The organism is Malikia spinosa, from assembly GCF_002980625.1.
GTDB classification, from domain to species: domain Bacteria; phylum Pseudomonadota; class Gammaproteobacteria; order Burkholderiales; family Burkholderiaceae_C; genus Malikia; species Malikia spinosa.
The window spans coordinates 129,287-154,734 of record NZ_PVLR01000016.1 but is presented as its reverse complement, the minus strand read 5'-3'; the positions used below and the strand labels follow the sequence as shown (position 1 = coordinate 154,734).

The 25,448-nt window shown below is 67.1% G+C and carries 23 protein-coding genes; 10 read left to right on the top strand and 13 right to left on the bottom strand.

Annotated features, from left to right (window positions below; all coding sequences use genetic code 11):
* The first annotated feature begins 5 nt into the window (after window positions 1-5).
* Together C6P61_RS06945 and msbA are read left to right on the top strand one after the other, a co-directional pair.
* Complete coding sequence (locus tag C6P61_RS06945; protein ID WP_170067334.1) at window positions 6-1,037, top strand: glycosyltransferase family 9 protein; 1,032 nt, start codon at window positions 6-8, stop codon at window positions 1,035-1,037.
* The gene (gene msbA / locus C6P61_RS06940; RefSeq protein ID WP_105729193.1) at window positions 1,034-2,776 is read left to right on the top strand and encodes a lipid A export permease/ATP-binding protein MsbA; all 1,743 of its coding nucleotides are present in this window, start codon (window positions 1,034-1,036) and stop codon (window positions 2,774-2,776) included. Before C6P61_RS06945 ends, msbA begins: the two co-directional genes overlap by 4 nt.
* Before the next feature lie 66 nt (window positions 2,777-2,842).
* Here the strand turns inward: msbA and C6P61_RS06935 are convergent, their stop codons facing one another.
* Genes C6P61_RS06935 through C6P61_RS06910 form a run of 6 tightly spaced genes read right to left on the bottom strand, consistent with a single transcriptional unit; the run spans window position 2,843 to window position 10,633 of the window.
* A complete protein-coding gene (locus C6P61_RS06935) occupies window positions 2,843-3,688 on the bottom strand; it encodes a DUF5672 family protein (RefSeq protein ID WP_146114980.1) in 846 nt (281 codons plus the stop codon).
* 46 nt (window positions 3,689-3,734) lie between these two features.
* Window positions 3,735-5,135 carry a TolC family outer membrane protein gene (locus C6P61_RS06930; RefSeq protein ID WP_105729191.1) on the bottom strand — a complete coding sequence of 467 codons (1,401 nt, stop codon included), beginning with the start codon at window positions 5,133-5,135 and terminating at the stop codon, window positions 3,735-3,737.
* 34 nt (window positions 5,136-5,169) lie between these two features.
* Window positions 5,170-5,520, bottom strand: a complete 351-nt coding sequence (locus C6P61_RS06925; RefSeq protein WP_105729190.1) for a rhodanese-like domain-containing protein — start codon at window positions 5,518-5,520, stop codon at window positions 5,170-5,172.
* Window positions 5,521-5,533: 13 nt separating this feature from the next.
* Window positions 5,534-6,220 (bottom strand): protein-L-isoaspartate O-methyltransferase family protein, encoded by a 687-nt coding sequence (locus tag C6P61_RS06920; RefSeq protein ID WP_105729189.1) that lies wholly within the window; start codon window positions 6,218-6,220, stop codon window positions 5,534-5,536.
* A 57-nt stretch (window positions 6,221-6,277) separates the two neighbouring features.
* A complete protein-coding gene (locus C6P61_RS06915; protein WP_105729188.1) occupies window positions 6,278-9,457 on the bottom strand; it encodes an efflux RND transporter permease subunit in 3,180 nt (1,059 codons plus the stop codon).
* 15 nt (window positions 9,458-9,472) lie between these two features.
* Window positions 9,473-10,633: an efflux RND transporter periplasmic adaptor subunit gene (locus C6P61_RS06910; RefSeq protein ID WP_105729187.1), complete on the bottom strand. Its 1,161-nt coding sequence runs from the start codon at window positions 10,631-10,633 to the stop codon at window positions 9,473-9,475.
* 179 nt (window positions 10,634-10,812) lie between these two features.
* On the opposite strand from C6P61_RS06910, the gene msrA reads away from it, so the two are divergent.
* The 8 genes from msrA (at window position 10,813) to C6P61_RS06870 (ending at window position 17,561) form a co-directional block, all read left to right on the top strand.
* Complete coding sequence (msrA, locus tag C6P61_RS06905) at window positions 10,813-11,352, top strand: peptide-methionine (S)-S-oxide reductase MsrA (RefSeq protein WP_105729186.1); 540 nt, start codon at window positions 10,813-10,815, stop codon at window positions 11,350-11,352.
* 5 nt (window positions 11,353-11,357) lie between these two features.
* A complete protein-coding gene (locus C6P61_RS06900) occupies window positions 11,358-12,320 on the top strand; it encodes an AEC family transporter (protein ID WP_105729185.1) in 963 nt (320 codons plus the stop codon).
* Between the two features lie 148 nt (window positions 12,321-12,468).
* On the top strand, window positions 12,469-12,738 hold the full coding sequence (gene rpsP / locus C6P61_RS06895) for a 30S ribosomal protein S16 (RefSeq protein ID WP_105729184.1): 270 nt from the start codon (window positions 12,469-12,471) through the stop codon (window positions 12,736-12,738).
* 2 nt (window positions 12,739-12,740) lie between these two features.
* Complete coding sequence (rimM, locus tag C6P61_RS06890; protein WP_105729183.1) at window positions 12,741-13,325, top strand: ribosome maturation factor RimM; 585 nt, start codon at window positions 12,741-12,743, stop codon at window positions 13,323-13,325.
* A 25-nt stretch (window positions 13,326-13,350) separates the two neighbouring features.
* Window positions 13,351-14,145 carry a tRNA (guanosine(37)-N1)-methyltransferase TrmD gene (gene trmD / locus C6P61_RS06885; protein ID WP_105729182.1) on the top strand — a complete coding sequence of 265 codons (795 nt, stop codon included), beginning with the start codon at window positions 13,351-13,353 and terminating at the stop codon, window positions 14,143-14,145.
* A gap of 103 nt (window positions 14,146-14,248) precedes the next feature.
* On the top strand, window positions 14,249-14,605 hold the full coding sequence (gene rplS / locus C6P61_RS06880) for a 50S ribosomal protein L19 (RefSeq protein WP_105729181.1): 357 nt from the start codon (window positions 14,249-14,251) through the stop codon (window positions 14,603-14,605).
* A gap of 236 nt (window positions 14,606-14,841) precedes the next feature.
* The gene (locus C6P61_RS06875; RefSeq protein WP_244908810.1) at window positions 14,842-15,594 is read left to right on the top strand and encodes a phosphate/phosphite/phosphonate ABC transporter substrate-binding protein; all 753 of its coding nucleotides are present in this window, start codon (window positions 14,842-14,844) and stop codon (window positions 15,592-15,594) included.
* The gene (locus C6P61_RS06870; protein WP_170067333.1) at window positions 15,591-17,561 is read left to right on the top strand and encodes an ATP-binding protein; all 1,971 of its coding nucleotides are present in this window, start codon (window positions 15,591-15,593) and stop codon (window positions 17,559-17,561) included. The genes C6P61_RS06875 and C6P61_RS06870 overlap by 4 nt, the downstream gene beginning before the upstream one ends.
* A gap of 21 nt (window positions 17,562-17,582) precedes the next feature.
* Here the strand turns inward: C6P61_RS06870 and C6P61_RS06865 are convergent, their stop codons facing one another.
* The 7 genes from C6P61_RS06865 to C6P61_RS06835 form a co-directional block, all read right to left on the bottom strand.
* Window positions 17,583-19,301 (bottom strand): potassium channel family protein, encoded by a 1,719-nt coding sequence (locus C6P61_RS06865; RefSeq protein WP_105729178.1) that lies wholly within the window; start codon window positions 19,299-19,301, stop codon window positions 17,583-17,585.
* 10 nt (window positions 19,302-19,311) lie between these two features.
* Complete coding sequence (locus C6P61_RS06860) at window positions 19,312-19,695, bottom strand: DUF6394 family protein (RefSeq protein WP_105729177.1); 384 nt, start codon at window positions 19,693-19,695, stop codon at window positions 19,312-19,314.
* Between the two features lie 18 nt (window positions 19,696-19,713).
* Window positions 19,714-20,862, bottom strand: a complete 1,149-nt coding sequence (lapB, locus tag C6P61_RS06855; protein WP_105729176.1) for a lipopolysaccharide assembly protein LapB — start codon at window positions 20,860-20,862, stop codon at window positions 19,714-19,716.
* Window positions 20,852-21,133, bottom strand: coding sequence for a lipopolysaccharide assembly protein LapA domain-containing protein (locus tag C6P61_RS06850; RefSeq protein ID WP_105729227.1), 282 nt, complete (start codon window positions 21,131-21,133; stop codon window positions 20,852-20,854). Before C6P61_RS06850 ends, lapB begins: the two co-directional genes overlap by 11 nt.
* Window positions 21,134-21,175: 42 nt before the next feature.
* The gene (locus tag C6P61_RS06845) at window positions 21,176-21,478 is read right to left on the bottom strand and encodes an integration host factor subunit beta (RefSeq protein WP_105729175.1); all 303 of its coding nucleotides are present in this window, start codon (window positions 21,476-21,478) and stop codon (window positions 21,176-21,178) included.
* A 77-nt stretch (window positions 21,479-21,555) separates the two neighbouring features.
* Window positions 21,556-23,235, bottom strand: coding sequence for a 30S ribosomal protein S1 (gene rpsA, locus C6P61_RS06840; RefSeq protein ID WP_105729174.1), 1,680 nt, complete (start codon window positions 23,233-23,235; stop codon window positions 21,556-21,558).
* A 190-nt stretch (window positions 23,236-23,425) separates the two neighbouring features.
* Window positions 23,426-25,444: a bifunctional 3-phosphoshikimate 1-carboxyvinyltransferase/cytidylate kinase gene (locus C6P61_RS06835; protein ID WP_105729173.1), complete on the bottom strand. Its 2,019-nt coding sequence runs from the start codon at window positions 25,442-25,444 to the stop codon at window positions 23,426-23,428.
* Window positions 25,445-25,448 lie beyond the last annotated feature (4 nt).

Here is a 25,448-nt window from a genome sequence, read left to right as displayed (position 1 = left end):
TATCCATGCTTCCCACCAACGACAAGCGCCCGCGTACCGTGGTCCTGCTGCAGTACACCGGCATTGGCGACCTGATCTGGCATATCCAGTACTTCAAGGCGATTGCCGGCCAGAGCCAGGGCGGCCAGGTTACCATCGTGGCGCAGCCCTCCACGCTGACGCGCGCCTTCATCGGCAAGGAGAGCTGGGTCGAGGCCGTGATCGACCACGACCACCGTCCGCGGCGCGAAGAAAAGCGCCAGGGACGCCATGCCGGCCTGCTCGGCATGTGGCGCATGGCGCAGCAGCTCAAGCAGGGGCGTTTCGACCGCATCGTGCTGTTCTCGGGTCGCATCAGCCGCGGCCTGGTGGCCGGCCTGAGCGGCATCCCGCTGCGGATCGGCTTTGGCTACAAGCCCTTGCAGCGGATCTTCCTGAACCAAGGCACGTTTGTCCGCGCCTACCAGGGGCCGTCGGTCGCGGCCTACCACGAGGCCAGCGAGCTGATGGTGCGGCATGGTTTCTGCTCCCAGCCGATCGTGCCCCGGCTCGAGGTGCCGGACGAGCAGCTGCGCGCCATGCAGCAGCGCCTGGCCCAGCTGCCCCGGCCGCTCTATGCCTTTGCGATCGGTACCAGCGAAACCCACAAGCAGTGGGGCATCAAGCCCTATGCCGAACTGGCCCAGCGCCTGATCGAGCGCGGCGCCGGCGTCGTGCTGCTCGGCGGCCCGGCCGAGGCGCAACTGGCCCGCGACATCGAAGCCCTGGTGCCGCAGGCGGCGCGCCATGGCCTGGCCGTCCTGACCGATGCGCCGGTGCTGGGCAGCGCCGCGGCGCTCCAGCTGGCCGATGTCTGCGTCGGCAACGACACCGGCATGGTCAACGTGGCCGCGGCCGTGGGCACTCCGACCTTCGTGCTGATCGGGCACCGGCGCACGCTGGACCATGACCCTGAACACCTGTTCAATGTCCAGGCCGAGTCGCTTTCCGCCGTCACCGTCGAGCAGGTGCTGGACCTGGTCACGGCTGCGGCCCCCCAGATGGCGGTGGCCGCATGAAGCAGGCCGAACTCAAGGACACCGGCCGGCGCCTGATGGTCTATGCCCGGCGCCAGTGGCGCATGCTGGGCGCCTCGCTGCTGTTCTTCCTGCTCGGCTCGGCGGTCGAGCCGGTCATCCCGGCACTGTTCAAGAAACTGATCGACTCTGGCTTCCAGGACGGCTTGAAGTTCCCGCTCTGGTCGGTGCCCCTGATCATCATCAGCCTGTTCCTGGTGCGCGGGGTGTTCAACTTCTCGGGCACTTATGTCATGACCTCGGCCACCTCGGCCATGGTGCTTGACCTGCGGCGCGACCTCATGCGCGCCTTGTTGCGCGCCGATGCCAAGCTGTTCACCCATGTCAGCCCGGGGGTGGCGGTGACCAAGGTCATCAACGACCCGCAGTCCGCCTCGCAGGTGATCGGCAACTCGCTGATCACCTTTGTCAAGGACGCGACCACCCTGATGTTCCTGGTCGGCTACCTGCTCTACCTGAACTGGCAGCTCACGCTGCTGTCCTTCATCTCGATGCCGCTGCTCGGCATCACGATCAAGCTGGTGCAAAAGCGCCTGAGCAAGGTCGGCCAGGAGCAGTACCTCTCGCAGCAGCGCCTGGTCAGCACGGTCGATGACAATGCGCGCGCCTGGCGCGTGGTGCGCACCTTTGATGCAGCCGATTTCGAGCTCAAGCGCTTCGACGCCGAGGCCTCCCAATACCGCCGCATGACCTTGAAGCAGGTCGCGACCAGCGCGCTCGTGACGCCGGCGACCCAGGTGGTGGCGGCGATCGGCGTGTCGACCATCATCACGCTGGCGCTGTGGCAGGCCAGCCAGGGTTCGGCCACGGTGGGCGAGTTCGTGTCCTTCGTCACCGCCTTGCTGATGACGATCTCGCCGATGCGCCATCTGACCGATGTCTACCAGCCGATCAACAGCGCGCTGATCACGGCCCGTGGTTCCTTCAGCCTGATGGATGCGCCGCAGGAGCCCGATCACGGCACCCAGGACCTGCCGGTCTGCCAGGGCCGGATCGACTTCAGGCAGGTCAAGGTGCAATACGAGGAGGCGGCCACGCCTTCGCTCGATGGCCTGGACTTGCAGATTGCCCCCGGCACCACGGTGGCGCTGGTCGGCTCATCGGGGGCCGGCAAGACCACGGTGGTCAACACCCTGCTGCGTTTTGCCCATGTCAACAGCGGTGAAGTGCTGCTCGACGGCCAGCCGATCGAGTCGCTCCAGCTCGCCAGCCTGCGGCGCCATTTTGCCGTCGTATCGCAGGACATCGTGCTGTTCGATGGCAGCATCGCGCAGAACGTGGCCTATGCCAGTCCGCTCGGCGTGGACCGGGCCAAGGTCGAGCAATGCCTGCGCGCCGCCAACCTCTGGAACCATGTCGCCAAGCTGCCTGAAGGCATCGATGCGCCGGTCGGCACCAATGGCAGCATGCTGTCGGGCGGCCAGCGCCAGCGGCTGGCGATTGCGCGCGCGCTCTACCGCGACGCCGCGATCTGGATCTTCGACGAGGCCACCTCGGCGCTCGACTCCGAGTCCGAAGCCGTGGTGCAGCGCTCGATCGAGGACCTGCGCCACGCCAAGACCCTGATCCTGATCGCGCACCGCCTGAGCACGATCCGCAACGCCGACCTGATCTGCGTCATGTCCGACGGCCGCATCATCGAGCAGGGCAGCCACGAGGAGCTGATGGCCAAAAACGGCTCTTATGCCGGCATGGTGCGGATCCAGTCGGCCAATCTGTAAACGCTGCGGCGCCTTGGGCGCCAGCCCGAGTGGGTGGCTGCTGCCGCCGGCGAGGGCTTCCTGGCGTCAGTGGCGCCGTGGCAATGCCGCTTTCAGCTGCTGCGCCCGCACGCGCAGATAGAGCTGGAGCTGGTCCCTGGTCCAGCCCAGGCGGTGGCTGCGTCGGCGTACCAAGGCCAGTGCCAGCGCCGACTGGCCGCTGCTCATCAAAGCCTTGATCAGCTGGCGGCCATGCTTGGTCAACACCATCGCGTCGTCGACCGAGAGCAGCCAGTCCTGCAGGTCCTGTGCTGTCATTTCATGGGCAAAGTTGTGCAGCCCGTGAAAGCCGAAGGCGGGGCGCCAGGGGCCGTATTCGATGCCGAATTCCGCGGCCAGCGCCACCGGGGCGATGCGGATGCCGTGCTCGCGTTCCAGCTGCTCGCGCCAGTGGACGCAGATGACCCTGTCCTCCGGCTCGCTGCCGTCGTAGGGCAGCAGCGCCAGCGCATCGATCAGCTGGCGGCTGCGCAGGGAAAAACCGCCGTTGCCGACGGCAGCGGCCTGATGCTTGTAATGCCAGGGCGGGCCGATGTAGTCGTAATCCAGGAACCGGTCTTGCCAGCGCTCCGGGTGGGTGACGAAGCCGTCCCATTGCACGACCAGCACATGGCTGGTGTCGATGTACGGTCCGAGCCCATGCAGCATGAAGCGCGAGTAGGCCTCGATGCTGGTGATGTCCTCGATTGCCACCAGTTCGATGTCGCTCAGGTCCAGTCCCATCGTACGCGCACGGGCCGGGCCCAGGTACAGCACGCGCCCGAAGTCGATCTGGCGCATCGACTGGCGCAGGGCATGCACGGCTTCGGCCGGACTCCGGGTGTCAACGCAGCACAGCGTCACCTGCGGCAAGCACAGTCGCTGCCGCGTCATGGCGGCAGTCCGGTCTGCATCGAGGCCCGTATCACGACATTTGTCATCACGGCATCAGGGCCGCATTGACCGCCTGCAGGTCCTCGCCCTGCAGCACTCCGCCGGCCTGCTTGAGCTTGAGTCCGCCGACCAGCAGGTCGTAGCGGGCCTTGGCCAGGCTGGCCTTGGTCTGGAACAGCTGGCTTTGCGCGTTGAGTACATCGAGGTTGATGCGCACGCCGACCTGGTAGCCGAGCTGGGTTGCTTCGAGCGCGCTCTGGCTCGAGGCCACCGCGGCTTCCAGCGCCTTGACCTGGCCCTGGCCCGAGACCACGCCGTAATAGGCCGCACGCGTGGCCTGCGCCACGCCGCGCCGCGCCGCGTCGAGGTCGTTGCGCGCCTTGTCCTCGAGCGCCAGCGTTTCCTTGATGCGGTTCTGGGTCGCGTAGCCCGCGAACAGCGGCAGGTTGAACTGCACGCCGATCGACGCCGTCTTGTTGCGCAGATAGGGCGGCAGGCTGCTGGCCGAGGAGGGCGTGCGCGCGGCCAGGTATTGCGCCACCGCGTCGAGCGTCGGCAGATGGCCGGCCTGCGCCTTGGCGGTCTCCAGCTTGGCCACTTCGAGCCCGGTGCTGGCCTGGCGCACCTGCGGATGGGCGGTTTCCGCACGTTCCAGCCAGCGACCCAGCTCGGCCGGCTCGAGCGCGGGCAGCGTCACGCCGCTGGCCAGGCGCCAGGGGTTCACCCCCGTCCGGCCGACCAGCTGGTCGAGCGCCAGCCGCTTGACGCGCAACTCGTTGTCGGCCGCGATCTCCTGTGCCACGGTCTGGTCGAAGCGGGCCTGGGCCTCGCGTGTGTCGGTGATGGTGGCGGTGCCGACCTCGAAGTTGCGCTTGGCCGCTGCCAGCTGCTCGGACACGGCGGCTTTTTGTGCCTGCACGAAGGCCAGGCTGTCTTGCGCCGCCAGCACGTCGAAGTAGGCCTGGGCGCTGCGCACCACCAGTTCCTGGCTGGCCGCCTCAAGCTGGGCCTCGGCCGCCTCGAGCGACTTGCGCGCCTGCTCATGGGCCAGCCGGTTGGCTGGCCGGTACAGCGGCTGGCTGGCCGACAGCTGCAGCGTCTGGTTGTTGTAGTTCTTGTCCTGCGTGTCGACGCTGCTGTCGAGATCGCTGAAGTTGGCCGTGGCCGCCAGCGCGGCGCTGGGCAGCAGACCGGCGCGGGCCTGCTCGGCCTTGGCCAGGTTGGCCTGGTATTGCGCCTGCGCCGCCAGGTAGGCCGCATCGTAGCGTTTGGCGGTCTCGTGCAGCTCGGTCAGGCTCTGGGCCTGGGCTGCCAGTGCACAGCCTCCGGCCAGCGCCATCGACCCGAGCAGGCGCGTTGCGCGCGCGACAAGGGCGAGCGTCGGCGTCGGTCCAGCCAGGCGTCGCTCCGGTCTGGCGGTCGTTGGGAAAGCATGGGACAGGGGCATGGCAGATCGACCGTTGGAGGCTAAGGGGAGGGGCTCAGTACTGCGGCACCGACGGATCGACTTCCTGCGACCAGGCGTGGATGCCGCCGTGCAGGTTGACCACCTCGTCATAGCCCTGGTTCAGCAGGAAGTAGGTCACCTGCGCGCTGCGTCCGCCATGGTGGCACAGGCAGGCGATCGGCCGCTCGCGCGGCAGCTCGTTCAGGCGCGCCGGAATGCTGGCCATCGGCATGGCCAGCAGCTCGAAGCCGTCGGGCTTGACGCTGGCGGTCTGCAGCTCCCAGGGCTCGCGCACGTCGAGCACCAGGGGTCGGCATTGCGGGTCCTCGACCTGGCAGGCCGCGATCCAGTCCTTGAGCTGCGCAGGGCGTATCGCTTTGATCACGGCGCGGGTCCGGTCAGAACTTGAACGGGCTGGACTCGGGGAAATGCTGCAGGCGCGGCGCGCTGACATCCCAGGGCTGCTCGACATGCTGGGCGCCAGCGACCGCGCGCACCAGGGTGGCGCGCATGGCGGGGGCGCGGCCGACGACGGCCCACAGGCGACCGCCGGTCTTGAGCAGGGCCAGCAGTTCCGGCGGCACTTCGGCCACCGAGCCGCTCAGCACGATCGCGTCGAACGGTGCGCCGGCGTTGCAGGCGGCAAACTGGTCGGCCGTGGCGTCGGCGGTGCGGACGTCGACGTTCTTCACGCCAGCAGCTTGCAGATTGGCGCGGGCCTGCTGGGCCAGCGCCGGGTCGATCTCGAGGCTGACGACGCTGGCGCACTGGCGCGCCATCAGTGCGGCCAGATAGCCCGAGCCGGTGCCGATCTCGAGCACGCTGTCGCCGGGCTGCAGCGCGAGGTCCTGCAGCAGGCGCGCCTCGACCTTGGGCGCCAGCATGCACTGGCCTTCGCCCTTGCCGAGCGGCACTTCGAGGTCGGCCAGCGCCACGGGCTGGTAGGCTTCAGGCACGAAATCCTCGCGCTTGACCTCGCCCAGCAAGGCCAGCACCTTGGCATCCAGCACATCCCAGGGGCGGATCTGCTGCTCGATCATGTTGAAGCGGGCCTTGTCGAAGTCGAAGGCGATTGCAGTGCTCATGTATATACTCCGGTGGGTATGTTTGCCGATTCTGGTCCATTTTACTGAAGCCAGGCCTCAGGACCCGGTCGCGCTGCTGTCATCTTCATGTGAACGGCCCGACCACAGGCGCTGGAACCAGCGCCCCAGATCGTCCATGTAGCAGTAGACCACCGGCACCACGACCAGGGTCAGCAGCGTCGAGGTCAGCACGCCGCCAATCACGGCCTGGCCCATCGGCGCGCGCTGCTCGGAGCCTTCGCTGATCGCCAGCGCCAGCGGCACCATGCCGAACACCATTGCCAGTGTGGTCATCAGGATCGGTCGCAGCCGCACCCGGCCCGCCAGCAGCAGGGCCGCCTCGCGCTCCATGGCCGGATGGTCGGGCGTGCCTTCGCGTGCGCGGATCGCGAAGTCGATCAGCAGGATCGCGTTCTTGGTCACCAGCCCCATCAGCATCACGATGCCGATGACCGAGAACATCGACAGGCTGGAGCCGAACAGCAGCAGCGCCAGCACCACGCCGATCAGCGTCAGCGGCAGCGAGCTCATCAGCGCCAGCGGCTGCAGGAAGCTCTTGAACTGGCTGGCCAGGATCATGTAGATGAAGATGATGGCCAGCGCCAGCGCCGACGCCGCGTAGCCGATCGACTCGTCCATGTTCTTGGTCGAGCCGCCGAAGCTGTAGCGGTAGCCGCTGGGCAGCTGCAGCGCGTCGAGTTCGCGCCGGATGTCGGCCGAGATCTCGCCGATCGAGCGCGCATAGGCGTTGCCGGTGATGGTGACCTCGCGCGTCAGCGCGCGCCGGTTGATCTGGCTGGCGCCGGTCGATTCGCTGACCTCGGCCACCTGGGACAGCCTGACCACGCGCGCCGAGCCGTCGGCGTTGCTGCCGATCACCAGCGGCAGCGCGCGCAGCTGCTCGAGTGTGCTGCGTCCGGCCAGTGGCAGCCTCACCTGGATGTCGTAGGTCTCGTCGTCGGGCGCGCGCCAGTTGCCCGCGCTCTGGCCCGCCACCAGGGTGCGCAGGCTGGCCGCGAGCTGCGCCGTGCCGATGCCGAGGTCGGAGGCCGCGTCGCGCTTGAGCGTCACCGAGATCGTCGGCTTGTTCGGCTTGGCGCTGCTGTCGAGGTCGACCAGCCCCGGGATGGTACGGATGCGTGCCAGCGCCTGCTGGCCCAGCCGGTCGAGCTGCTGCAGGTCGGGCCCTTGCAGCGAGAACTCGATCTGCTTCTGGCCGCCGACCGGGTCCAGCAGGCCGGCCTGCGTGACCGTGATGCCGCCGACCTGGCGCAGCCGTTCGCGCAGCAGTGCCGACAGCTCGTCGACGCTGCGGCTGCGCTGGTCGCGCTCGACCAGCCGCACATAGAGGCTGGCGCGGGTCTTGCCCTGGGCGTTGCCGCTGTTGATCGTCGTCAGCGTGTAGCGCACCTCGGGCAGGCTGCGCACGATCGCCTCGACCTCGCGCGCCTTGGTCTCGGTACTCTCGAGCGAACTGCCGACCGGGGTCTCGAAGGCGATGCTGGTCTCCGAGAAGTCGGCCTTGGGCACGAACTCGCTGCCGAGCAGCGGCAGCAGCGCGAAGGCCGCTACCAGCGTGCTGGCCGCGATCGCGAGCGTGCTCTTCTTGTGCGCCAGCGACCAGGCCAGCAGGCCCTGGTAGGCCTCGACCAGGCGCTCCTGGGCCTGGTCGATCGCCTGCGTCAGCCGGCCCAGGGTCCGGTCGTAGAGCGTGCGGCGCGGGCGCTGAGGGTCGTGCGGCTCGATCTCGGGGTCATGCCAGACGCTCGACAGCATCGGGTCGAGCGTGAAACTCACGAACATCGAGATCAGCACCGCCGCGACGATGGTGATGCCGAACTCGTGGAAGAACTTGCCGACGATGCCCTGCATGAAGCCGATCGGCAGGAACACCGCGACGATCGACAGCGTGGTCGCCAACACGGCCAGCCCGATCTCCTGCGTGCCGTCGAGCGCGGCCTGGAACGGGGTCTTGCCCATCTGGACATGGCGCACGATGTTCTCGCGCACCACGATCGCGTCGTCAATCAGCAGCCCCACGCACAGCGACAGTGCCATCATCGTGATCATGTTGATGGTGAAGCCGAACAGGTGCATGAACAGGAAGGCGCCGATCAGCGCGATCGGCAGCGTCAGTCCGGTGATGACGGTCGAGCGCCAGGAGTTCAGGAACAGGAACACGATCAGCACCGTCAGCAGCGCGCCCTCGATCAGGGTGCGCGTGACGTTGGCGACCGCGACCCGGATCGGTCGTCCCGTGTCACCGATGGTCGCCAGCTGGATGCCGGCCGGGACTTCCGGGCCGATCTCGGCCAGCACCTGAGTCAGGCTGTCGATGACGGCCAGGGTGTTCTCGTCCTGCGCCTTTTGCACCTGCAGCAGCAAGGTGCGCTGGCCGTTGTAGAGCGCCAGGCTGTCGACTTCCTGCGCGCCGTCGAGCACGCGCGCGACCTGGCCCAGGCGCACCGACTGGCCGTTGTGGCGTGCCACGATCAGGCGTTCGAACTCCTGCGGCCGCGCGGCCCGGGCCTCGATCTGCACCATGCGCTCGCGCTCGAGCGTGCGCAGCGCGCCGACCGGAAGGTCCTGGTTTTCCTGCTGGAGCGTGCTGACGACCTGCTCCGGCGTCACGCCGAAGGCCTCGAGTGCGGCGGGCTGCAGCTCGATCTGGACCGTGCGCCGGCTGGCGCCCGCCAGCGTGATCGCGCCGACGCCGCGCGCATGTTCGAGCCGCTTCTTGAACACCTGCTCGGCCCAGTGGGTCAGCTCGACCGCATCGGGCGCCCGGCCTTGGCTCGGGTCAGCCAGGATCGCCACCGACCAGATCGGCCGGCTGGCGGGGTCGAAGCGCTGGACTCGGGGCTCCTCGACCTCGTCGCGCAGGCTGGCACGCAGCGCCGCGATCTTCTCGCGCACATCCTCGGCCGCCTTGCGCCCGTCGACATGGAGCTGGAACTCGATCACCACCACCGACTGGTTCTCGTAGCTGCGCGAGGTCAGGGTGTTGATGCCGGCGATGCCGTTGACCCCTTCCTCGATCTTGCGCGTGACCTCGGATTCGACGATTTCGGGCGCTGCGCCCGGGTACTCGGTCGAGATCACCACCACCGGAAAGTCGACATTCGGGAACTGGTCGATCTGCAGCCGCTGGAGCGAGAACAGCCCCAGCACCACGAAGGCCAGCATGACCATGGTCGCGAAGACCGGATTGCGCAGCGAGACGCGGGTGAACCACATGGGGGCTGTCCTCGCTCAGCGTGTCGCCGCCGCCGCGTCGGGCTGTGCCGCCGACAGGACGGCACGGGCCGGGGTGCCGGCGGCCAGCGTGCCGGCGCTCGCGCGCAGCACCAGCGTGCCGGGCGCCAGGCCGTCGATCGCGACCAGGGTCTCGCCGCCGACCTTGCCCTGCTGGCCCGGCACCACCTGGCGGTGCACCACCTGGCCGTCCTGCAGCAGCTGCAGATAAGGCTGGGGCTGGTCGCTGCGCAGCGCCGACAGCGGCACGGCGATGGCCCGCAGCTGCCCGGTCTCGATCTGGCCCTGCACGAACAGTCCCTGGCGCAGGCCTTCCTGCGCCGGCACCGTCAGATAGGCCAGCAAGCTGCGGCTGCCGGTCTGCACGGCGGGATTGATGCGCGCGACCCGGGCCCGAGACGGCTGGCTCATGCCTTCGACCGACCAGTCGGCCGGCTGGCCGACCCGCAGCTGCAGCGCATCGGCCGGGGGCAGGGCGGCCTCGATCTCCAGCGCGCGGCTGTCGACGATCTCGAGCACGCGCGCATCGACCGGCACCCGCTCGCCGTCCTGGACCAGCCTGGCCGCGACCTGGCCCGAGATCGGCGCGCGCAGTTCGGTGTCGGCCAGCGCCTTGCGCGCGATGTCGAGCTGGGCCTGCGCCGCCTGCAGGTTGGCGCGCGCGGTCTCGAGATTGAGCTCGGACGTCTGCGCCGCCGTCGACGAGATGAAGCCCTGCCTGACCAGCGCCTGGTTGTTGTCCTGCTGGCGCTGGGCAATCGCGAGCTGGGCCCGGTTCGCAAGGGCCTGCTGTTCGGCCTGCGCCAGCCTTGCCCGGGCCTCGGTGGCGTCCACCTGCGCCAGCAGCTGGCCGGCGCGCACGCGGTCGCCCTCGCGCACCGACAGGCCGCGCAGCTCGCCCGCGACGCGCGCCTTGAGCGTGGCCGAATGCACCGCCTTCAGCGTGCCCGTGAACGGCAGGCTGCGCCGGAGCTCGACCGTTTCGGCGCGGAACAGATCCTGCCCGGACAGCGTGATGGCGCTCGGTGCCTGCGAGCTGGCGGCGAGCCGGCCAGCGGCATCCTGCTGCTGCTGGCGCTTGTCGAGTGCGCGCAGCAGCCCCAGCGCGAGCGCCAGAGTCAACAAGGCCAGCAAGGCCCAGCGTTTCCACGATGTCATCTTGATTTTTTTAGCGAGTGGCTGGCGTATCGGCGGCCTGGCTGGCAACGGGTCAATTGGCCCGGCCGAGGCCCTCTCTTTGTCGTGCGACGAATATAGCCCAGGCGTAACTCCATGATTTTGATAATGTGTACCATCAGTCAAAGGTTATCGAGTTCGTACAAGAAAGGACGCCTGTCATGTCATCACCTGAAACCCTGGTGCTCGGGGGCGGCTGCTTCTGGTGCACCGAAGCCGTTTTCGTGCGCGTCAAGGGCGTGCTCGACGTCGAGTCCGGCTACTGCAACGGCCAGCCCGCGCGCCCGAGCTACGAGCAGGTCTGCAGCGGCCACACCGGCTGCGTCGAGGTCGTCAAGCTCGAGTTCGATCCGGAAGTGATCCCGCTGTCGCAGCTGCTTGCGATCTTCTTTGCCATCCATGACCCGACCCAGCTCAACCGCCAGGGCCATGACGTCGGCAGCCAGTACCGCAGCGGTATCTATTGCAGCAGTCCCGAACAGGAGGTGCAGGCGCGCGACTTCATCGCCGAGCTCGAACGCGAGTCCGCCTTCGCGCAGCCGATCGTGACCGAGGTCAAGCCGCTGGCCCACTACTGGCCGGCCGAGGACTACCACCAGGATTTCTTCGCGCGCAACCCGAACCAGGGCTATTGCCTGGCGGTCGCTGCGCCCAAGGTCGCCAAGCTGCAGCGCGCCTTCGCCGGCTGGCTGCGGGACTGAGCGGGGTGGAGCTGGCCCAGCACCCGGTCCTGGCCTCGCTGATCCCGGTCTGCCTGCTGGTCGGTGCCGGCTGGCTGGCCGGCCGGATGCGCTGGGTCGGTCCGGAGGCCGTGCGCGGCCTGTCCAACCTGGTCTTCATGCTGCTGATCCCGGCGCTGCTGTTTCGCACCATGAGCGCGGTGCGCTTCGAGCAGCTCGACCCCAGGCCCGTGCTGGCGTATTTTCCGGTGGCGCTGGCCTGGCTGCTGGCGCAGATCGGCTGGCGCGGCTTCACGCCGCGCAGCGTGGTGCTGGCGCTGGGCGGGACTTTTTCCAACAACGTCATGATCGGTTTGATCCTGGTCGAGCTGGCCTATGGCAAGCCCGGCCTCGTGACGCTGCTGACCCTGGTCTCGGTGCATTCTCTGATCATCCTGACCGCCGCCTCGGTGCTGATCGAGCTGGCGCAGGCACGCCAGGCCAGCCGGGACAGCGCGCAGGCCCCGCGCCTGCTCAAGACCTTGTGGTCGGCCATGCGCGCCTCGCTGCTGCACCCGATTCCGCTGCCGATTGCCGCCGGCCTGCTGTTTGCCCAGACCGGCTGGAGCTTGTCGCCGCTGGTCGACCAGCCGCTGCGACTGCTCGGCAATGCCTTCGGGCCGCTGTCGCTGGTGCTGGTCGGCATCAGCCTGGCCCTCACGCCGCTGGCAGGCCACTGGCGCGCGGCGCTGCCGGTGGCCGCTTGCAAGAACCTGGCCCTGCCGCTGCTGGTGGCCCTCTCGGGCTGGGCGTTGGGCCTGGGCGGCCTGGCCTGGCAGGTGATCGTGCTCGCGGCGGCCCTGCCGACCGGCGCCAACGTCTTCCTGTTCGCGCAACGCTACCGGGTCGAGCAGGAACTCACCACCGCGGTGGTGGGGCTCTCCACCGCGCTCGGCCTGCTCACGCTCAGCGCCGTGATGCTGCTGACGGCCGCTCTGGCCGGCAGTTGATCGACCTTTTGCTCGCCGGGGCGATCCGGCTATAATGACCGGCTTTGCAACGTTTCGCTGGCCGGGTGGTCAGTCGGTGTCTCAGGCGTTGCGGAAAATTGCGACAGGGCGATGGCGCCCCGTCACCACAGCACCCGAAGGACAAACCATGGTCGTTATCCGACTCTCCCGCGGCGGTTCCAAAGCCCGTCCGTTCTACAACATCGTCGTCGCTCACAAGCAAAACCGTCGTGACGGCCGCTTCATCGAGCGCATCGGCTTCTACAACCCGCTGGCCCGTGGTGGCGAAGAGCCGCTGCGCATCGCCCAGGACCGCCTGACCTACTGGCAGGGCGTGGGCGCCCAGGCTTCCGACGTCGTCGAGCGCCTGGTCAAGCAAGCCGCCAAGGCTGCTGCCGCTACCACTGCTGCCGCCTAATCATGGCTCAGCTGCCCGGCCTCGAACCAGCCGTTCTGCCGCCTGACGCGGTGGAGCTCGGCCGGGTGCAGGAAGCCTGGGGCATCAAGGGTTGGCTGCGACTGCATTCGCACAGCGCCGACCCCGAAGTGCTGCTGGCTGCCAAGCGCTGGTTCCTGATTCCTCCCGAAGCCCGCTTCGCGCGTGGCTTCGATGCATTTTCCGGTGTCGTGACCGTCGTCGTCGACGAGGTCAAGACCCATGCCGATGGCCTGGTGGCGCGGATCGAGGCGATTGCCGACCGCAACGCCGCCGAAGCGCTCAAGGGCGCGCGCATCCATGTGGCGCGTGCCGACTTCCCCGCGGCCAAGAGCGACGACGAATACTACTGGGTCGACCTGCTCGGCCTCGACGTCATCAACCGCGAAGGCGTGCACCTGGGTGTGGTGCGCGACCTGCTGTCGACCGGCCCGAATTCGGTGCTCTGCCTCGAATACACCGAGGACGACAAGACGCAAGAGCGCATGATCCCCTTTGTCTCGGTCTATGTCGACCAGGTCGATCTGCCGGGCAAGCGCATCACGGTCGACTGGCAACCTGACTACTGAAGCGCTGCGGGCGCTCCCGCCTACCATGCGTTTCGACGTCATCACCCTGTTTCCGGAGCTGTTCGCTCCTTTCCTGAGTCACGGCATCAACCGGCGCGCCTTCGAGAGCCGCCAGGTCGACGTGCGCCTGTGGCAATTGCGCGACTTCGCCGAGGGCAATTACCGCCGCGTCGACGACCGCCCCTTTGGTGGCGGTCCCGGCATGGTGATGCAGCCCGATCCGCTGTACCGCTGCTGGCAGGCGATCCGTGCCGAGCGGGCGGCCGAGTCCGCGCAAGCCGATTCCGCCCCGACCGTGCTGTTCTCGCCGCTGGGCCAGCGGCTGGCGCACCCGGTGGTCGAGCGCTTTTGCGGCGAGCAGGGGGCGATCCTGATCTGCGGTCGCTACGAAGGCCTGGATCAGCGCTTCATCGACGCCTGTGTCGATGTCCAGCTCAGCCTGGGCGACTTCGTCCTCTCGGGTGGCGAGATTCCCGCCATGGCGCTGCTCGATTCGGTCGCGCGACTGCAGCCCGGGGTATTGAACGACGCCGGCAGCCACCAGCAAGACAGCTTCAACCCGGCGCTCGACGGCCTGCTCGACTGCCCGCATTACACCCGGCCCGAAGTCTGGCAGGGCCCGCACGGTGCGGAGCCGGTGCCGCCCGTGCTGCTGTCGGGCCACCATGGCCAGATCGAGGCCTGGCGCCGCCAGCAAAGCCTGCGCCAGACCGCCCAGTGGCGGCCCGACGTGCTCGATGCCGCGCGTGCCCGCGGCGCCCTCAGCAAGGCGGACGAGCAGTGGTTGCGTGCCCATCCGCTCGACAAAACCAGGCGATAGGCTATAATCCAAGGCTTTTCGGTCCTCTGGCGGCCGCCTTGACCTGTTGTTTGTCGTCGAGGCCCCTAGCGTAGCCGTATATGAACGAAAACCGAGGTAAATCATGAACCTGATCCAGATCCTCGAGCAAGAAGAAATTGCTCGCCTGAACAAAGAAATCCCCGTTTTCGCTCCCGGCGACACCGTGATCGTCAGCGTCAACGTGATCGAAGGCACCCGCAAGCGCGTGCAGGCTTACGAAGGCGTCGTGATCGCTCGCCGCAACCGTGGCCTGAACTCCGGCTTCATCGTGCGCAAGATCTCGAACGGCGAAGGCGTCGAGCGTACTTTCCCGCTCTACAGCCCGCTGATCGCCAAGATCGAAGTCAAGCGCCGCGGTGACGTCCGTCGCGCCAAGCTGTACTACCTGCGCCAGCGCAGCGGCAAGTCGGCACGCATCAAGGAAAAGCTGGGCGCTTGATCAACTGCTTCGGCAGCTTGATCGTACCCCACGTAAAAAGCGCCTCCGGGCGCTTTTTATTTTTCGGGTCCCAACCCCTTGGAATTCGCATCCGAATGAGTCAGTGTCTTGCATCCTCCCCCATGTGGCGTTCACGGGTTTTCGCTTTTCGCTGGCGCTGCTCGTGGCTGCTGATTGTCTGGTCGTTGCTGTGGGGTTCCGTCGCCCGTGCACAGTCCGCGCCACCCGTCTTGAGCGTGGGCATCGTGCCGCAGCAGGCGGCCAGCGAACTCGCCCGCGCCTGGATTCCGCTGCTGCAGGAAGTGGGACGACGGGCTCGCGTGCAACTGACGTTTCGTACCGCTTCGGACATTCCGGCGTTCGAGGACCGCGTCATGAAGGGCGAGTTCGACCTCGCCTACATGAATCCCTACCATTACACGGTCTTCAGCAACAAGCCCGGCTATCAGGCCTTTCTGAAAGAAAAGGACCGCAAGCTCGTGGGCATCATCGTGGTACCCAAGAGCAGTCCGGTCCAGAGCCTGGAGCAGCTTCAGGGCAAGCGCGTGGCTTTCCCGGCGCCTGCGGCCTTTGCTGCCAGCATCCTGCCTCGGGCCGAATTCACTCGCCACCACCTGGCAATCGAGGCCCGCTTCGTCAGTTCCCATGACAGCGTCTACAAAGGTGTGGCCAGCGGTCTGTTCGAGGCGGGTGGCGGCATCCAGCGCACGCTCGAAGCCATGGAGCCGGAGGTTGCGTCGCAGCTGCGCGTGCTCTCCCGCACTCCGGCCTACACCCCGCACGCGCTGGCGATACACCCAGGCGTGAGTGCCGAGGTGGCCGAGCGCCTGCGCCAGGCCTTCATCGCACTGGACGGTGACGAGGCTGGACGCGCGCTGCTCGAGCCCCTGAACTTCAAGGGCCTGGTGACGGCGACCGACAGCGAATGGGATTCCATCCGCGCTCTCAGGCTCAAGCAGCCAGTGGGTTCCACTGCGGTCAGGCAGTGAAGTTCCGCACCAAGACCATCGTCGGCATCGCACTGATCGAGGCCGTGCTGCTTGCCGTCCTAGTGTGGAACGGCATGAACCAGTTGCAGAGTTCCAACGAGGACAACGTCGAGCGCCGCATGGCCAGCATCAGTCGCTTGCTGGTGGCCAGCCTGCGCGATGCCATGGTCGCATCGGACGTCGCCACCGTGGACGCTGTGGTCAAGGATGTCATGACAACGGGCGACATCAGCTATATGCGCGTGCTGGGGCCCGGCGACATCCTGATTGCCCAGGTGGGCCAGCTTCCCGTTCAGCCGGTACGGCACGAGGCGCAGCTGGACCTGAGCGGTGACGCCTTCTATGACCATGTGCTGCCGGTGGAGGTGGCGGGCCAGAGCTTTGGCCAGATACAGTTCGGCATGGATGTGGGGCGCCTGCAGGACCTGCTGGGCCAGGCCAGGCACTGGTATCTCGCGCTGTCGGCGCTGGAAATGGCACTGGTGGCCGTGTTTTCCTTTGTCTTGGGCGGGGTGCTGACGGGGCAGCTGCTCAAGTTGCGCGATGCCAGCCAGGCCCTGGCTGGCGGCGATTTTTCGGTCCGCGTGCCGGTGCGCGGCGAGGACGAACTGGCCGAGACCGCCAGGGCCTTCAACCGGATGGCCGACATGCTCAGTGATCACACCCGGATCCTCGAGGAAACGGTACGCCAGCGTACCCTGGACCTGCAGGACGCCTTGCGCGAGCGTGAGGCGGCCAACGATCACTTGCAAAGGCTCAACTTCGCGCTCGAGGCTGAAAAGGTCAAGGCCCAGGAGGCTAGCGTCGCCAAGAGCCAGTTTCTTGCCGTCATGAGCCACGAGATCCGCACGCCCATCAATGGCGTGCTGGGCAGTCTGCAACTGGCCCTGCGCTGCCCGCTCGACGAGGTGTTGCGCCAGCATCTGGAGACAGCGTCCAGTTCCGGCCAGCTGCTGCGCCAGATCATCGACGACATCCTCGATCACTCCAAGATCGAGGCCGGCAAGCTCGAGATCCTGCATGAACCGGTGCATCTGCCGAGTCTGCTGCGCGACATCCTGGCCATGCTGGCGCCAGCGGCCGAGGCCAAGCTGCTCCCGCTGCGGGTGCAGGCGGCCGCCGGACTGCCCGACTGGGTGCTGGGCGATGGCCTGCGCCTGCGCCAGGTGCTGCTCAATCTTCTGAGCAACTCCGTCAAGTTCAGCCAGCATGGCGAGGTGGTCCTGCGTGTGCAGCGCCTGCCGGTTTCCCCGCAGCAACCGCTCGGCGAGTGCCTTGAGCTGGCCGTGAGCGACAGTGGCATCGGCATGTCCGCGCAGCAGATCGACCAGCTGTTCCTGCCTTTCCAGCAAGGCGAAAGCACCACCACCCGGCGCTTTGGTGGTACGGGCCTGGGTCTTTCGATCACCAAGCGTCTGGTCGAGGCCATGGGCGGCGATATCCGGGTCGAGAGCGTGCCGGGCCAAGGCAGCTGCTTCACGGTCCGCTTGCCGCTGGAGCTTGCCGATCCGGCTGCCATAGCCGACCGGGACCGTACCACCGCAGAGGAGGGGGCTGCGCAGTCCCGGATCGGCCAGCGGCTGCAGGGCCTCAACATCCTGGTGGCAGATGACATCCCGGTCAATCACCTGATCATGAAGGGGATACTGGGCCAGGAAGGCGCGCAGGTCCAGGTGGCGCAGGATGGGCTCCAGGCGCTGGCGGCCCTGCACGAGCAGCCTCACGCCTTTGATCTGGTCTTCATGGATGTGAGCATGCCGCACATGGATGGCCTGCAGGCCACGCGTGCCATTCGCGCCGATGGGCGCTGGCAAGACCTGCCGATCGTTGCGATCACCGCCAACGTCACCGAGGAGGATCGTCAGGCCTGCCTGGCGGCCGGCATGAATGACTTCGTCGGCAAGCCCTTCAAGCTGGATCAGGTGGTCGAGGTGACTTGCCGGCTCTGCCGCGGCACAGCCACGTGATCGGCGATGTCGACCAGTGATTCACCCCGTCTTCTTGTCCTGTGACAGCCGCTGCCACAGCCAGCTGCCCGAGGATTCGCGGCCGGTCAGCACATATTCCAGCGCATGGGCATTGTTCAGCGTCAGGTCCAGCCGAGACCGGGCGCGGCTGCGTCCGACCAGCAGCAGCTGGTCGCCTTGCCGCAGCAGCAGGTCCGCCGGTGGCAGCAGCCGGCTTGGTTGACCTGCGCGGTCGAGTTGCAGCACTTCACACAGCAAGGCCTGGCTGCGGTCGGCATGGTCCTTCAGCAGATCGCCCAGACGCAGGCCGTCGTCGAGGTTGAGCCTGTGATGCAGCGCCGGCGCTTGCTGCGCAGAAATCCGCAGGCTCCAGACCTCGGGCGCCTCCCAGCCGAGCTGGGCCGTCAGCCGCTGCAGCAGCGACTCGCACCAGTCGGCCGTCTGTGCCAGCCGCAGGAAGGGGGCCAGCATCGGAGTCGTCAGGATCGCGAGGCATTCGTGCGCGATCACCTCGCTCGGCACCATGGTCAGGTCGGCATCGAAGCGCTCGAACAAGGGCCGGTTGCCCATGTTGTTCTGGCGCACGATGGTGAACAGGCCGGGATTGAGTTCGCGCGCGGTGAAGGTGGCCGACAGGTTGTCGACGTCGCTGGAGGTCGCCGCGACGATGCCGGCGGCCTGGGCGACACCGGCCTTCAATAGCGCCTCGGCGCCGGTGCCATCGCCCTGGACCCAGCTGACCTGGGCGCTGGACGCGGTCGGCGGCTGCAGGTCGATCACCGTGACCGGCATGCCCTCGCTGGCGATGGTGGCGGCCAGCCCCTGGCTGAAGCTGCCGAAGCCGAGCAGGATCCAGTGTCCGTGCGGCGGGCTGCGGTGGCGTTCCACCGTGGTGCCGGGCAGGCCGGTCAGCCACAGCAGCAGCTGGTAGGCCGCCGGCGCATGCATCGCCAACCCCAGGTAATGACCGAACTTGAGGTAAGGGTCGATCACATGGTGGGTGCCGAAGGACGCCATGTCGGCCGCCGCCGCCCGACCGCTGGCGCGCGCCAGCACCGGCAGCTCCGGCGCCAGCAGGCGGGTCGACAGGGCGATGCTGCGGTTGGCGTCATCGTCATCGGTCAGCGCCACGATGCCGCGGCATTGCCGGTGCTGCAGTCCGGCCAGCTTGAGCAGGGTCGGATTGGCCGCATCCGCGACCAGGGCCGGCATGTCGGCGATATGGTTCTGCAGCTCCAGCTCGGCCAGATGCTCGCCATTGAGCTCGAGCACGACGACGCGGTATCCCAGCTGGTCCAGTGCGTGGCAGATCAGCCGTCCGGTCTCGCCGTAGCCGCAGACGATGTAGAACGGTTCGCGCAGCTTGCGCACCGCGCGCGCGAAGCGGCTGGTGCGGATCGCGCGCTGCAGGTTGGCGTCGGCGGAAATCTGCAGCAGCTTGCCGATGAAGACCGCCCAGCCGATGACCGACAGGTAGATGCAGACCAGGGTCCAGAGCCGCTGCTGCTCCGAGAAGGCGTTCGGTATCTCGCCAAAACCGATCGTCGTGGCCGTGTAGCTGACGAAATAGAAGGCGTGGAAGAAGCTCATGTGCGTGACCGCACCATTGGCGTCCGGCGGACCTGGCACCAGCGTCAGCCCCAGCACCGAGAGCGCGTAGATCAGCACCAGCGCGATCAGCGTGCCGCGCACGCGCCGCAGCAGCAGGAAGATGGTGCTGATTTCCTGGCCGGCTTTCATGCGCCGGCCTTCAGCGGCGCTGCATGATGGTCTCGGCGATCAGGATCACGACCGAGATCACGTTGGCAAACAGCGCGCCACCCGACAGCGAGACGATGCTGGTTGTGACCTCGGGCGTCATGCCGGTCTGCGCGACATGGGCCGCATAGCCCCAGACCATCGCTGCCGCGATCAGCTGCAGGTCGGCCACCAGGCTGGTCGACAGATGAACTGCGCCGATCTGCGTGCGGTCGCCGAGCTTCAATATGGTCGCGATCAGGTTGACCACCACGGCGGCGAACAGCTCGTAGATATGGTGATGCGCGGGGTTGTCGATCTCGCCGATGAAGAAGCCGAAGTTCAGCGTGGCGGCCAGGACGATGAAGAAACCGAAGACGACTTTTTCGAGATTCATGGCGACAAATTACAGGATTTAGAGTTCTTCGACCCGGATCGGCGGGTAGCTGTCCCAGCTCTGGCAGCCCGGGCATTGCCAGAAATACTGGCGCGCCTCGAAGCCGCAGGCGGCGCAGCGGTAGCGCTTGAGCGGCTCGCAGGCACGCTCAAGCGCCTGCTTGACGCGCTTTTCCTCCTCGGGCTGGCCGAAATGTTCGCCCGCCAGCCAGAAGGCGGCCGCGACCAGCGACGGTTCGCGTTGCAGATGCTCGATGTAGAGCGCGCGCGCCTGCGCGCCATCGGGCTGCAGCAGCGCCAGTGCCTGCGTCACGTCGAGCGAGGGCGAATGCTGCTCGCGCCAGTCGCGCAGCAGCTGTTCGGTATCCTGGCCCTGCGGGCCGAGCTTGGACCATTGCGCCAGGCTGTGCGCGACCAGTGGCAGATGCTGCGGTACCTGGGCCGCGAGCTGATGCAGTGCCTGCAGGGCGCCCTGGGTATCGCCGAGCGACTGGCGCAGGTCGGCCAGCGAGATCCAGGCCCGCGCCGATTTGGGCGAGCGCTGCACCAGCGCCTCCAGCATCGCCAGTGCCTCGACCGTGCTGCCCTGCTTGCGCAGCAGATCGGCCTGTTCGCAGCGGTAATGCGCCTGCCTGAGCTCGAACGAGCCGCAGCCTATCGTTTCGAGCCGGACCGCGGTCTCGGCGGCATGCTCCCAGTCGCGCGAGCGCTCGTAGATCGACAGCAGGGCCAGCAGCGCCTCGGTGGCGTAGGGGCTGTCCTCGAGCTTGCGCAGCGCCGCCTCGGCGCGGTCGAGCAGGCCGGCTTTCAGGAAGTCCTGCGCCAGCGCATGCTGGGCCCGCTGCAGGTCCTTTTGCCCCAGGTCGCCACGCTGCAGCAGGTGCTCGTGCACGCGCACCGCGCGCTCGTAGTCGCCGCGGCGGCGGAACAGGTTGCCGAGCGCGAAATGCAGCTCCGAGGTCTCGGGGTCGTTCTGCACCGCCTCGATGAAGGCGTCGATCGCCTGGTCCTGCTGCTCGCTCAGCAGCAGATCAAGCCCGCGGAAATAGGCTTTCGGGTTCTGCTGGCGCTCGGCGCGCCATTGGCGCAGGTCGTAGCGCGAGGCCAGCCAGCCCAGCACGAAGGCGATCGGCAGGCCCCAGAGCAGCCAGCTGAAGTCAAATGCCATGGGTAGTCTCGGAAGGGGTGGGGCTGGCCGTGACGCCAGCCGGGCTGTTCGACAGCGCCTTGGCCGCCCGGCGCGCGCGCAGCCACAGCGGCAGCATCACGGCCATGCCGAGGAAGACGCCGACGACCAGAGCGGCCAGCAACAGCAGGACCAGTGGCGCCTCCCATTGGGCGCCGAACAGCCTGAGCAGGACCGGGTCCTGGTTGTTGAGTGCGAAGGCGAACAGAGCAAAGAAAATGGCTGCCTTGAGCAGCCACAGAAGGTATTTCACGCACATTCCCCCGGTGATGCGGGGATTGTAGCGGCGCGGACTTCAGCCGGAGGCACCGCTGCGCGGTGCGGCGTCGACTTGCTCGCGCAAGGCCTTGCCGGGTTTGAAATGCGGAACGCGCTTGTCGGGAATGGCCACGCTCTCGCCCGAGCGCGGGTTGCGGCCCATGCGGGCAGGGCGGTGGTTGACCGAGAAACTGCCGAAACCCCTGATCTCTATCCTCTGGCCCTGCATCAGCGCGTCGACCATGGCTTCGAGAATGGCCTTGACCGCGAGTTCGGCATCACGCTGTCCGAGTTGGGCAAAGCGTGCCGCCAGGGCTTCTACAAGGTCGCTGCGAGTCATGGGTCTGTGAATCTGGAGAGCAAAGAAAAAGGCCCGGCGCGATAAGCGCGCCGGGCCCTGGCGCTAACGGTTAGGGATTAACCGTTGTTGCTGTCCAGCTTGGCGCGCAGCAGGGCGCCCAGGCTGGTGGTGCCGGCGTTGCCAGCGGTCTGGCTCAGGGTAGCCATGGCTTCCTGTTGCTCGGCCATGTCCTTGGCCTTGATCGACAGCTGGATGTTGCGGGTCTTGCGGTCGATGTTGACCACAACAGCGGTCACTTCGTCGCCTTCCTTCAGCACGTTGCGGGCATCTTCGACGCGGTCGCGCGAGATTTCCGAAGCGCGCAGGTAGCCCACGATCTCTTCGCCCAGGTCGATCTCGGCGCCACGGGCGTCAACGGTCTTGACCTTGCCGGTGACGGTCTGGCCCTTGTCGTTGATCGACACGAAGGTGGTGAACGGGTCGCTGTCGAGCTGCTTGATGCCCAGGCTGATGCGCTCGCGGTCGACGTCCACGCCCAGCACCAGAGCTTCAACTTCCTGGCCCTTCTTGTAGTTGCGGACAGCGGCTTCGCCGGTTTCGTTCCACGACAGGTCAGACAGGTGAACCAGACCGTCGATGCCGGCAGCCAGGCCGACGAAGACGCCGAAGTCAGTGATCGACTTGATCGGGCCCTTGACGCGGTCGCCGCGCTTGGTGTTCTGCGCGAATTCCTGCCACGGGTTGGCCTTGCACTGCTTCATGCCCAGCGAGATGCGACGCTTGTCTTCGTCGATCTCGAGCACCATGACTTCGACCTCGTCGCCCAGCGACACGATCTTGTTCGGAGCGATGTTCTTGTTGGTCCAGTCCATTTCGGACACGTGCACCAGACCTTCGATGCCGGGTTCCAGCTCGACGAAGGCGCCGTAGTCGGCGATGTTGGTGACCTTGCCGAACATGCGGGTGCTCGACGGGTAGCGGCGCGAAACGCCCAGCCACGGATCGTCGCCCATCTGCTTCAGACCCAGCGAGACGCGTTGCTTCTCGGTGTCGAACTTCAGGACCTTGGCGGTGATTTCCTGGCCAGCGGTCACGACTTCCGACGGGTGACGCACGCGGCGCCATGCCATGTCGGTGATGTGCAGCAGGCCGTCGATGCCGCCGAGGTCAACGAAGGCACCGTATTCGGTGATGTTCTTGACCACGCCGGAAACGATCGCGCCTTCGCGCAGGGTTTCCATCAGCTTGGCGCGCTCTTCGCCCATCGAGGCTTCGACCACGGCACGGCGGCTCAGCACGACGTTGTTGCGCTTGCGGTCGAGCTTGATGACCTTGAATTCCAGGGTCTTGTTCTCGTACGGGGTCAGGTCCTTGGTCGGACGGCTGTCGACCAGCGAGCCCGGCAGGAAGGCGCTGATGCCGTTGACCATGACCTTGAGGCCGCCCTTGACCTTGGCGCCGGTGGTGCCGGTGACGAATTCGCCGGATTCCAGGGCCTTTTCCAGGGCCATCCACGAAGCCAGGCGCTTGGCCTTGTCGCGGCTCAGCAGGGTGTCGCCGTAGCCGTTTTCGACCGAGTCGATCGCGACCGAGACGAAGTCGCCGACCTGGACTTCGAGTTCGCCCTGGTCGTTCTTGAATTCTGCGATCGGCACATACGCTTCGGACTTCAGACCGGCGTTGACGACCACATGGTTGTGCTCGATGCGAACGACTTCGGCAGTGATGACCTCGCCCGCGCGCATGTTGGCACGTTGCAGGGATTCTTCAAACAGGGCGGCAAAAGATTCAGACATGTTTTTCCTAAACCGGGCGCCCAGCTGAATGGGGAACAGGCGCGCGGCAGATGCCAATACGCGTCGCCAGAGCCGGCGTCGCGGGTTGCAGGTTGAGATCCCTGGGGCCTGCGGATCTTGTCCGGCGGGGCCTTCGGGGCCTGGCCCGAATGGGCCAAATACACGAGCGCCCCGGGCGGAGCGCTCAATTTCAGGCGCTCGCGAACGGGCGCCGACCTTGCCACCAGGACAACACGAGCTGCACCGATTCCTCGATGCCCAGCCCGGAGTTGTCCAGCGTCAAGGCGTCCTGGGCCGGCTCCAGTGGAGCGCTCTTGCGCGTGGTGTCGCGCAAGTCACGCTCGACCAAGTCGGCTAACAGGTCTTCTAGTCTAGCACTGACTCCCTTGGAAATCAACTGCTTATGGCGCCGAATGGCGCGCTGTTCGGCGCTGGCGCTCAGAAACACCTTGAGCGGCGCCTCGGGGAAGATCACCGTACCCATGTCGCGACCGTCGGCGACCAGTCCGGGCAGGCGTCGAAAGCTGTGCTGCAGCTCGACCAGCGCCGCGCGCACGCCCGGCAATGCCGAGACTTTCGACGCGTTCATGCCGCCGGTTTCACTGCGGATCGCATCGGTCACATCCTGGCCCGACAGCAGCACGCGATCGCCATCGAAGCTGACCGGCAGTGCGCGCGCGAGCTCGGCGATCGCCGCCTCGTCGCCGGCTTCGAGTGTCAGCCCGGCCTGCAGCGCCGCAAAGGCAGTCACGCGATAGAGCGCGCCCGAGTCGAGCAGCGCGTAGCCCAGGCGCTCGGCCAGCTGGCTGGCCAGCGTGCCCTTGCCCGAAGCGGTCGGACCGTCGACGCAGATCACCGGGATGTCGGTGGCATCAGCCTGCACGACGCTGAAAAGGGCCTCGAAATAGTCCGGGAAGGTCTTGGCGACGCATTTCGGGTCCTCGATCCGCACCGGTAGCTTGGCCGGGTTGAAGGCCGCGAGCGAGAAGCACATCGCGACCCGGTGGTCGTCGTAGGTGTGGATCGAGGCCGGCTGCCAGCCGTCGGCCGCCGGTGGCGTGACGCGGATGTAGTCCTGGCCTTCCTCGACGCTGGCGCCGAGCTTGCGCAGTTCGCAGGCCATGGCGGCGATGCGGTCGGTTTCCTTGACGCGCCAGCTCTCGATGTTGCGCAGCGTGGTGGTGCCGTCGGCGTAGAGCGCCATCACGGCCAGCGTCATCGCGGCATCTGGAATATGGTTGCAGTCGAGATCGATCGCTTTCAGCGGCCAGGCGCCGCGCTGTATCTGCAGGCTGTTGGCCGAGCCGGTCACGACAGCGCCCATCGCCTGCGCGGCCTCGACGAAGCGGATGTCGCCCTGGATCGAGTCGAGTCCCACGCCCTGGATCGTGATGCCCTGCTCGGACGGCGCGATCGCGCCGAGTGCGACGAAATAGCTCGCCGATGACGCATCGCCCTCGACATGCAGGCTGCCCGGCGAGCTATAGCGGCTGCCAGCCGGGATGATGAAGCGCTGCCAGCCTTCGCGCCGCACGGTGACGCCGAAGCGCTCCAGCAGCTTGAGCGTGATCTCGATATAGGGCTTGGAAATCAGCTCGCCGACCACCTCGATCACGATGTCCTGCGTCGCGACCAAGGGCAGCGCCAGCAGCAGCGCGGTCAGGAACTGGCTCGATACGTTGCCGCGCACCTGGATCGGGGCATCGAGTTGCAGCGCGGCCGGCTCGCCATGACCCAGGCGCAGCGGCGGGTAGCCGTCATTGCCGAGGTAGTCGACCGGGCAGCCGAGCTGGCGCAAGCCATCGACCAGGTCGCCGATCGGGCGCTCGTGCATGCGCGCAATGCCGCGCAGCTCGAAGGCTCCGCCCTGTTGCGCTGCCAGCAGCGCCAGCGCGGCCGTCAGCGGGCGCATCGCGGTGCCGGCGTTGCCCAGGAACAGGTCGGCCGACTTGACTGGCAGCGCGCCGGCCAGGCCGCGCACCTTGACGCTGTGGCCGCCCAGGCGCTCGATGCCGCAGCCCAGCGTCTCGAGTGCGGCCAGCATCACGCGGGTGTCGTCGGAGTCGAGCAGGTCGTGCAGGGTGGTCTCGCCCGCGCTGAGCGCCGCCAGCAGCAGCACGCGGTTCGAGATGCTCTTGGAGCCGGGCAGGGTGACGCTGCCGCCGGCCGCGCGCAGCGGCGGCAGGTCGAGGAAATGGGTCGAGTACATGGAG

What these genes read in the sequence shown, in the direction of transcription:
- C6P61_RS06945 (WP_170067334.1), top strand. Translation starts at nt 6, where the DNA reads ATGCTTCCCACCAACGACAAGCGCCCGCGTACCGTGGTCCTGCTGCAG.
- msbA (WP_105729193.1), top strand. Translation starts at nt 1,034, where the DNA reads ATGAAGCAGGCCGAACTCAAGGACACCGGCCGGCGCCTGATGGTCTAT.
- C6P61_RS06935 (WP_146114980.1), bottom strand. Translation starts at nt 3,688, where the DNA reads ATGACGCGGCAGCGACTGTGCTTGCCGCAGGTGACGCTGTGCTGCGTT.
- C6P61_RS06930 (WP_105729191.1), bottom strand. Translation starts at nt 5,135, where the DNA reads ATGCCCCTGTCCCATGCTTTCCCAACGACCGCCAGACCGGAGCGACGC.
- C6P61_RS06920 (WP_105729189.1), bottom strand. Translation starts at nt 6,220, where the DNA reads ATGAGCACTGCAATCGCCTTCGACTTCGACAAGGCCCGCTTCAACATG.
- C6P61_RS06915 (WP_105729188.1), bottom strand. Translation starts at nt 9,457, where the DNA reads ATGTGGTTCACCCGCGTCTCGCTGCGCAATCCGGTCTTCGCGACCATG.
- C6P61_RS06910 (WP_105729187.1), bottom strand. Translation starts at nt 10,633, where the DNA reads ATGACATCGTGGAAACGCTGGGCCTTGCTGGCCTTGTTGACTCTGGCG.
- msrA (WP_105729186.1), top strand. Translation starts at nt 10,813, where the DNA reads ATGTCATCACCTGAAACCCTGGTGCTCGGGGGCGGCTGCTTCTGGTGC.
- rpsP (WP_105729184.1), top strand. Translation starts at nt 12,469, where the DNA reads ATGGTCGTTATCCGACTCTCCCGCGGCGGTTCCAAAGCCCGTCCGTTC.
- rimM (WP_105729183.1), top strand. Translation starts at nt 12,741, where the DNA reads ATGGCTCAGCTGCCCGGCCTCGAACCAGCCGTTCTGCCGCCTGACGCG.
- trmD (WP_105729182.1), top strand. Translation starts at nt 13,351, where the DNA reads ATGCGTTTCGACGTCATCACCCTGTTTCCGGAGCTGTTCGCTCCTTTC.
- rplS (WP_105729181.1), top strand. Translation starts at nt 14,249, where the DNA reads ATGAACCTGATCCAGATCCTCGAGCAAGAAGAAATTGCTCGCCTGAAC.
- C6P61_RS06865 (WP_105729178.1), bottom strand. Translation starts at nt 19,301, where the DNA reads ATGAAAGCCGGCCAGGAAATCAGCACCATCTTCCTGCTGCTGCGGCGC.
- C6P61_RS06860 (WP_105729177.1), bottom strand. Translation starts at nt 19,695, where the DNA reads ATGAATCTCGAAAAAGTCGTCTTCGGTTTCTTCATCGTCCTGGCCGCC.
- lapB (WP_105729176.1), bottom strand. Translation starts at nt 20,862, where the DNA reads ATGGCATTTGACTTCAGCTGGCTGCTCTGGGGCCTGCCGATCGCCTTC.
- C6P61_RS06845 (WP_105729175.1), bottom strand. Translation starts at nt 21,478, where the DNA reads ATGACTCGCAGCGACCTTGTAGAAGCCCTGGCGGCACGCTTTGCCCAA.
- rpsA (WP_105729174.1), bottom strand. Translation starts at nt 23,235, where the DNA reads ATGTCTGAATCTTTTGCCGCCCTGTTTGAAGAATCCCTGCAACGTGCC.
- C6P61_RS06835 (WP_105729173.1), bottom strand. Translation starts at nt 25,444, where the DNA reads ATGTACTCGACCCATTTCCTCGACCTGCCGCCGCTGCGCGCGGCCGGC.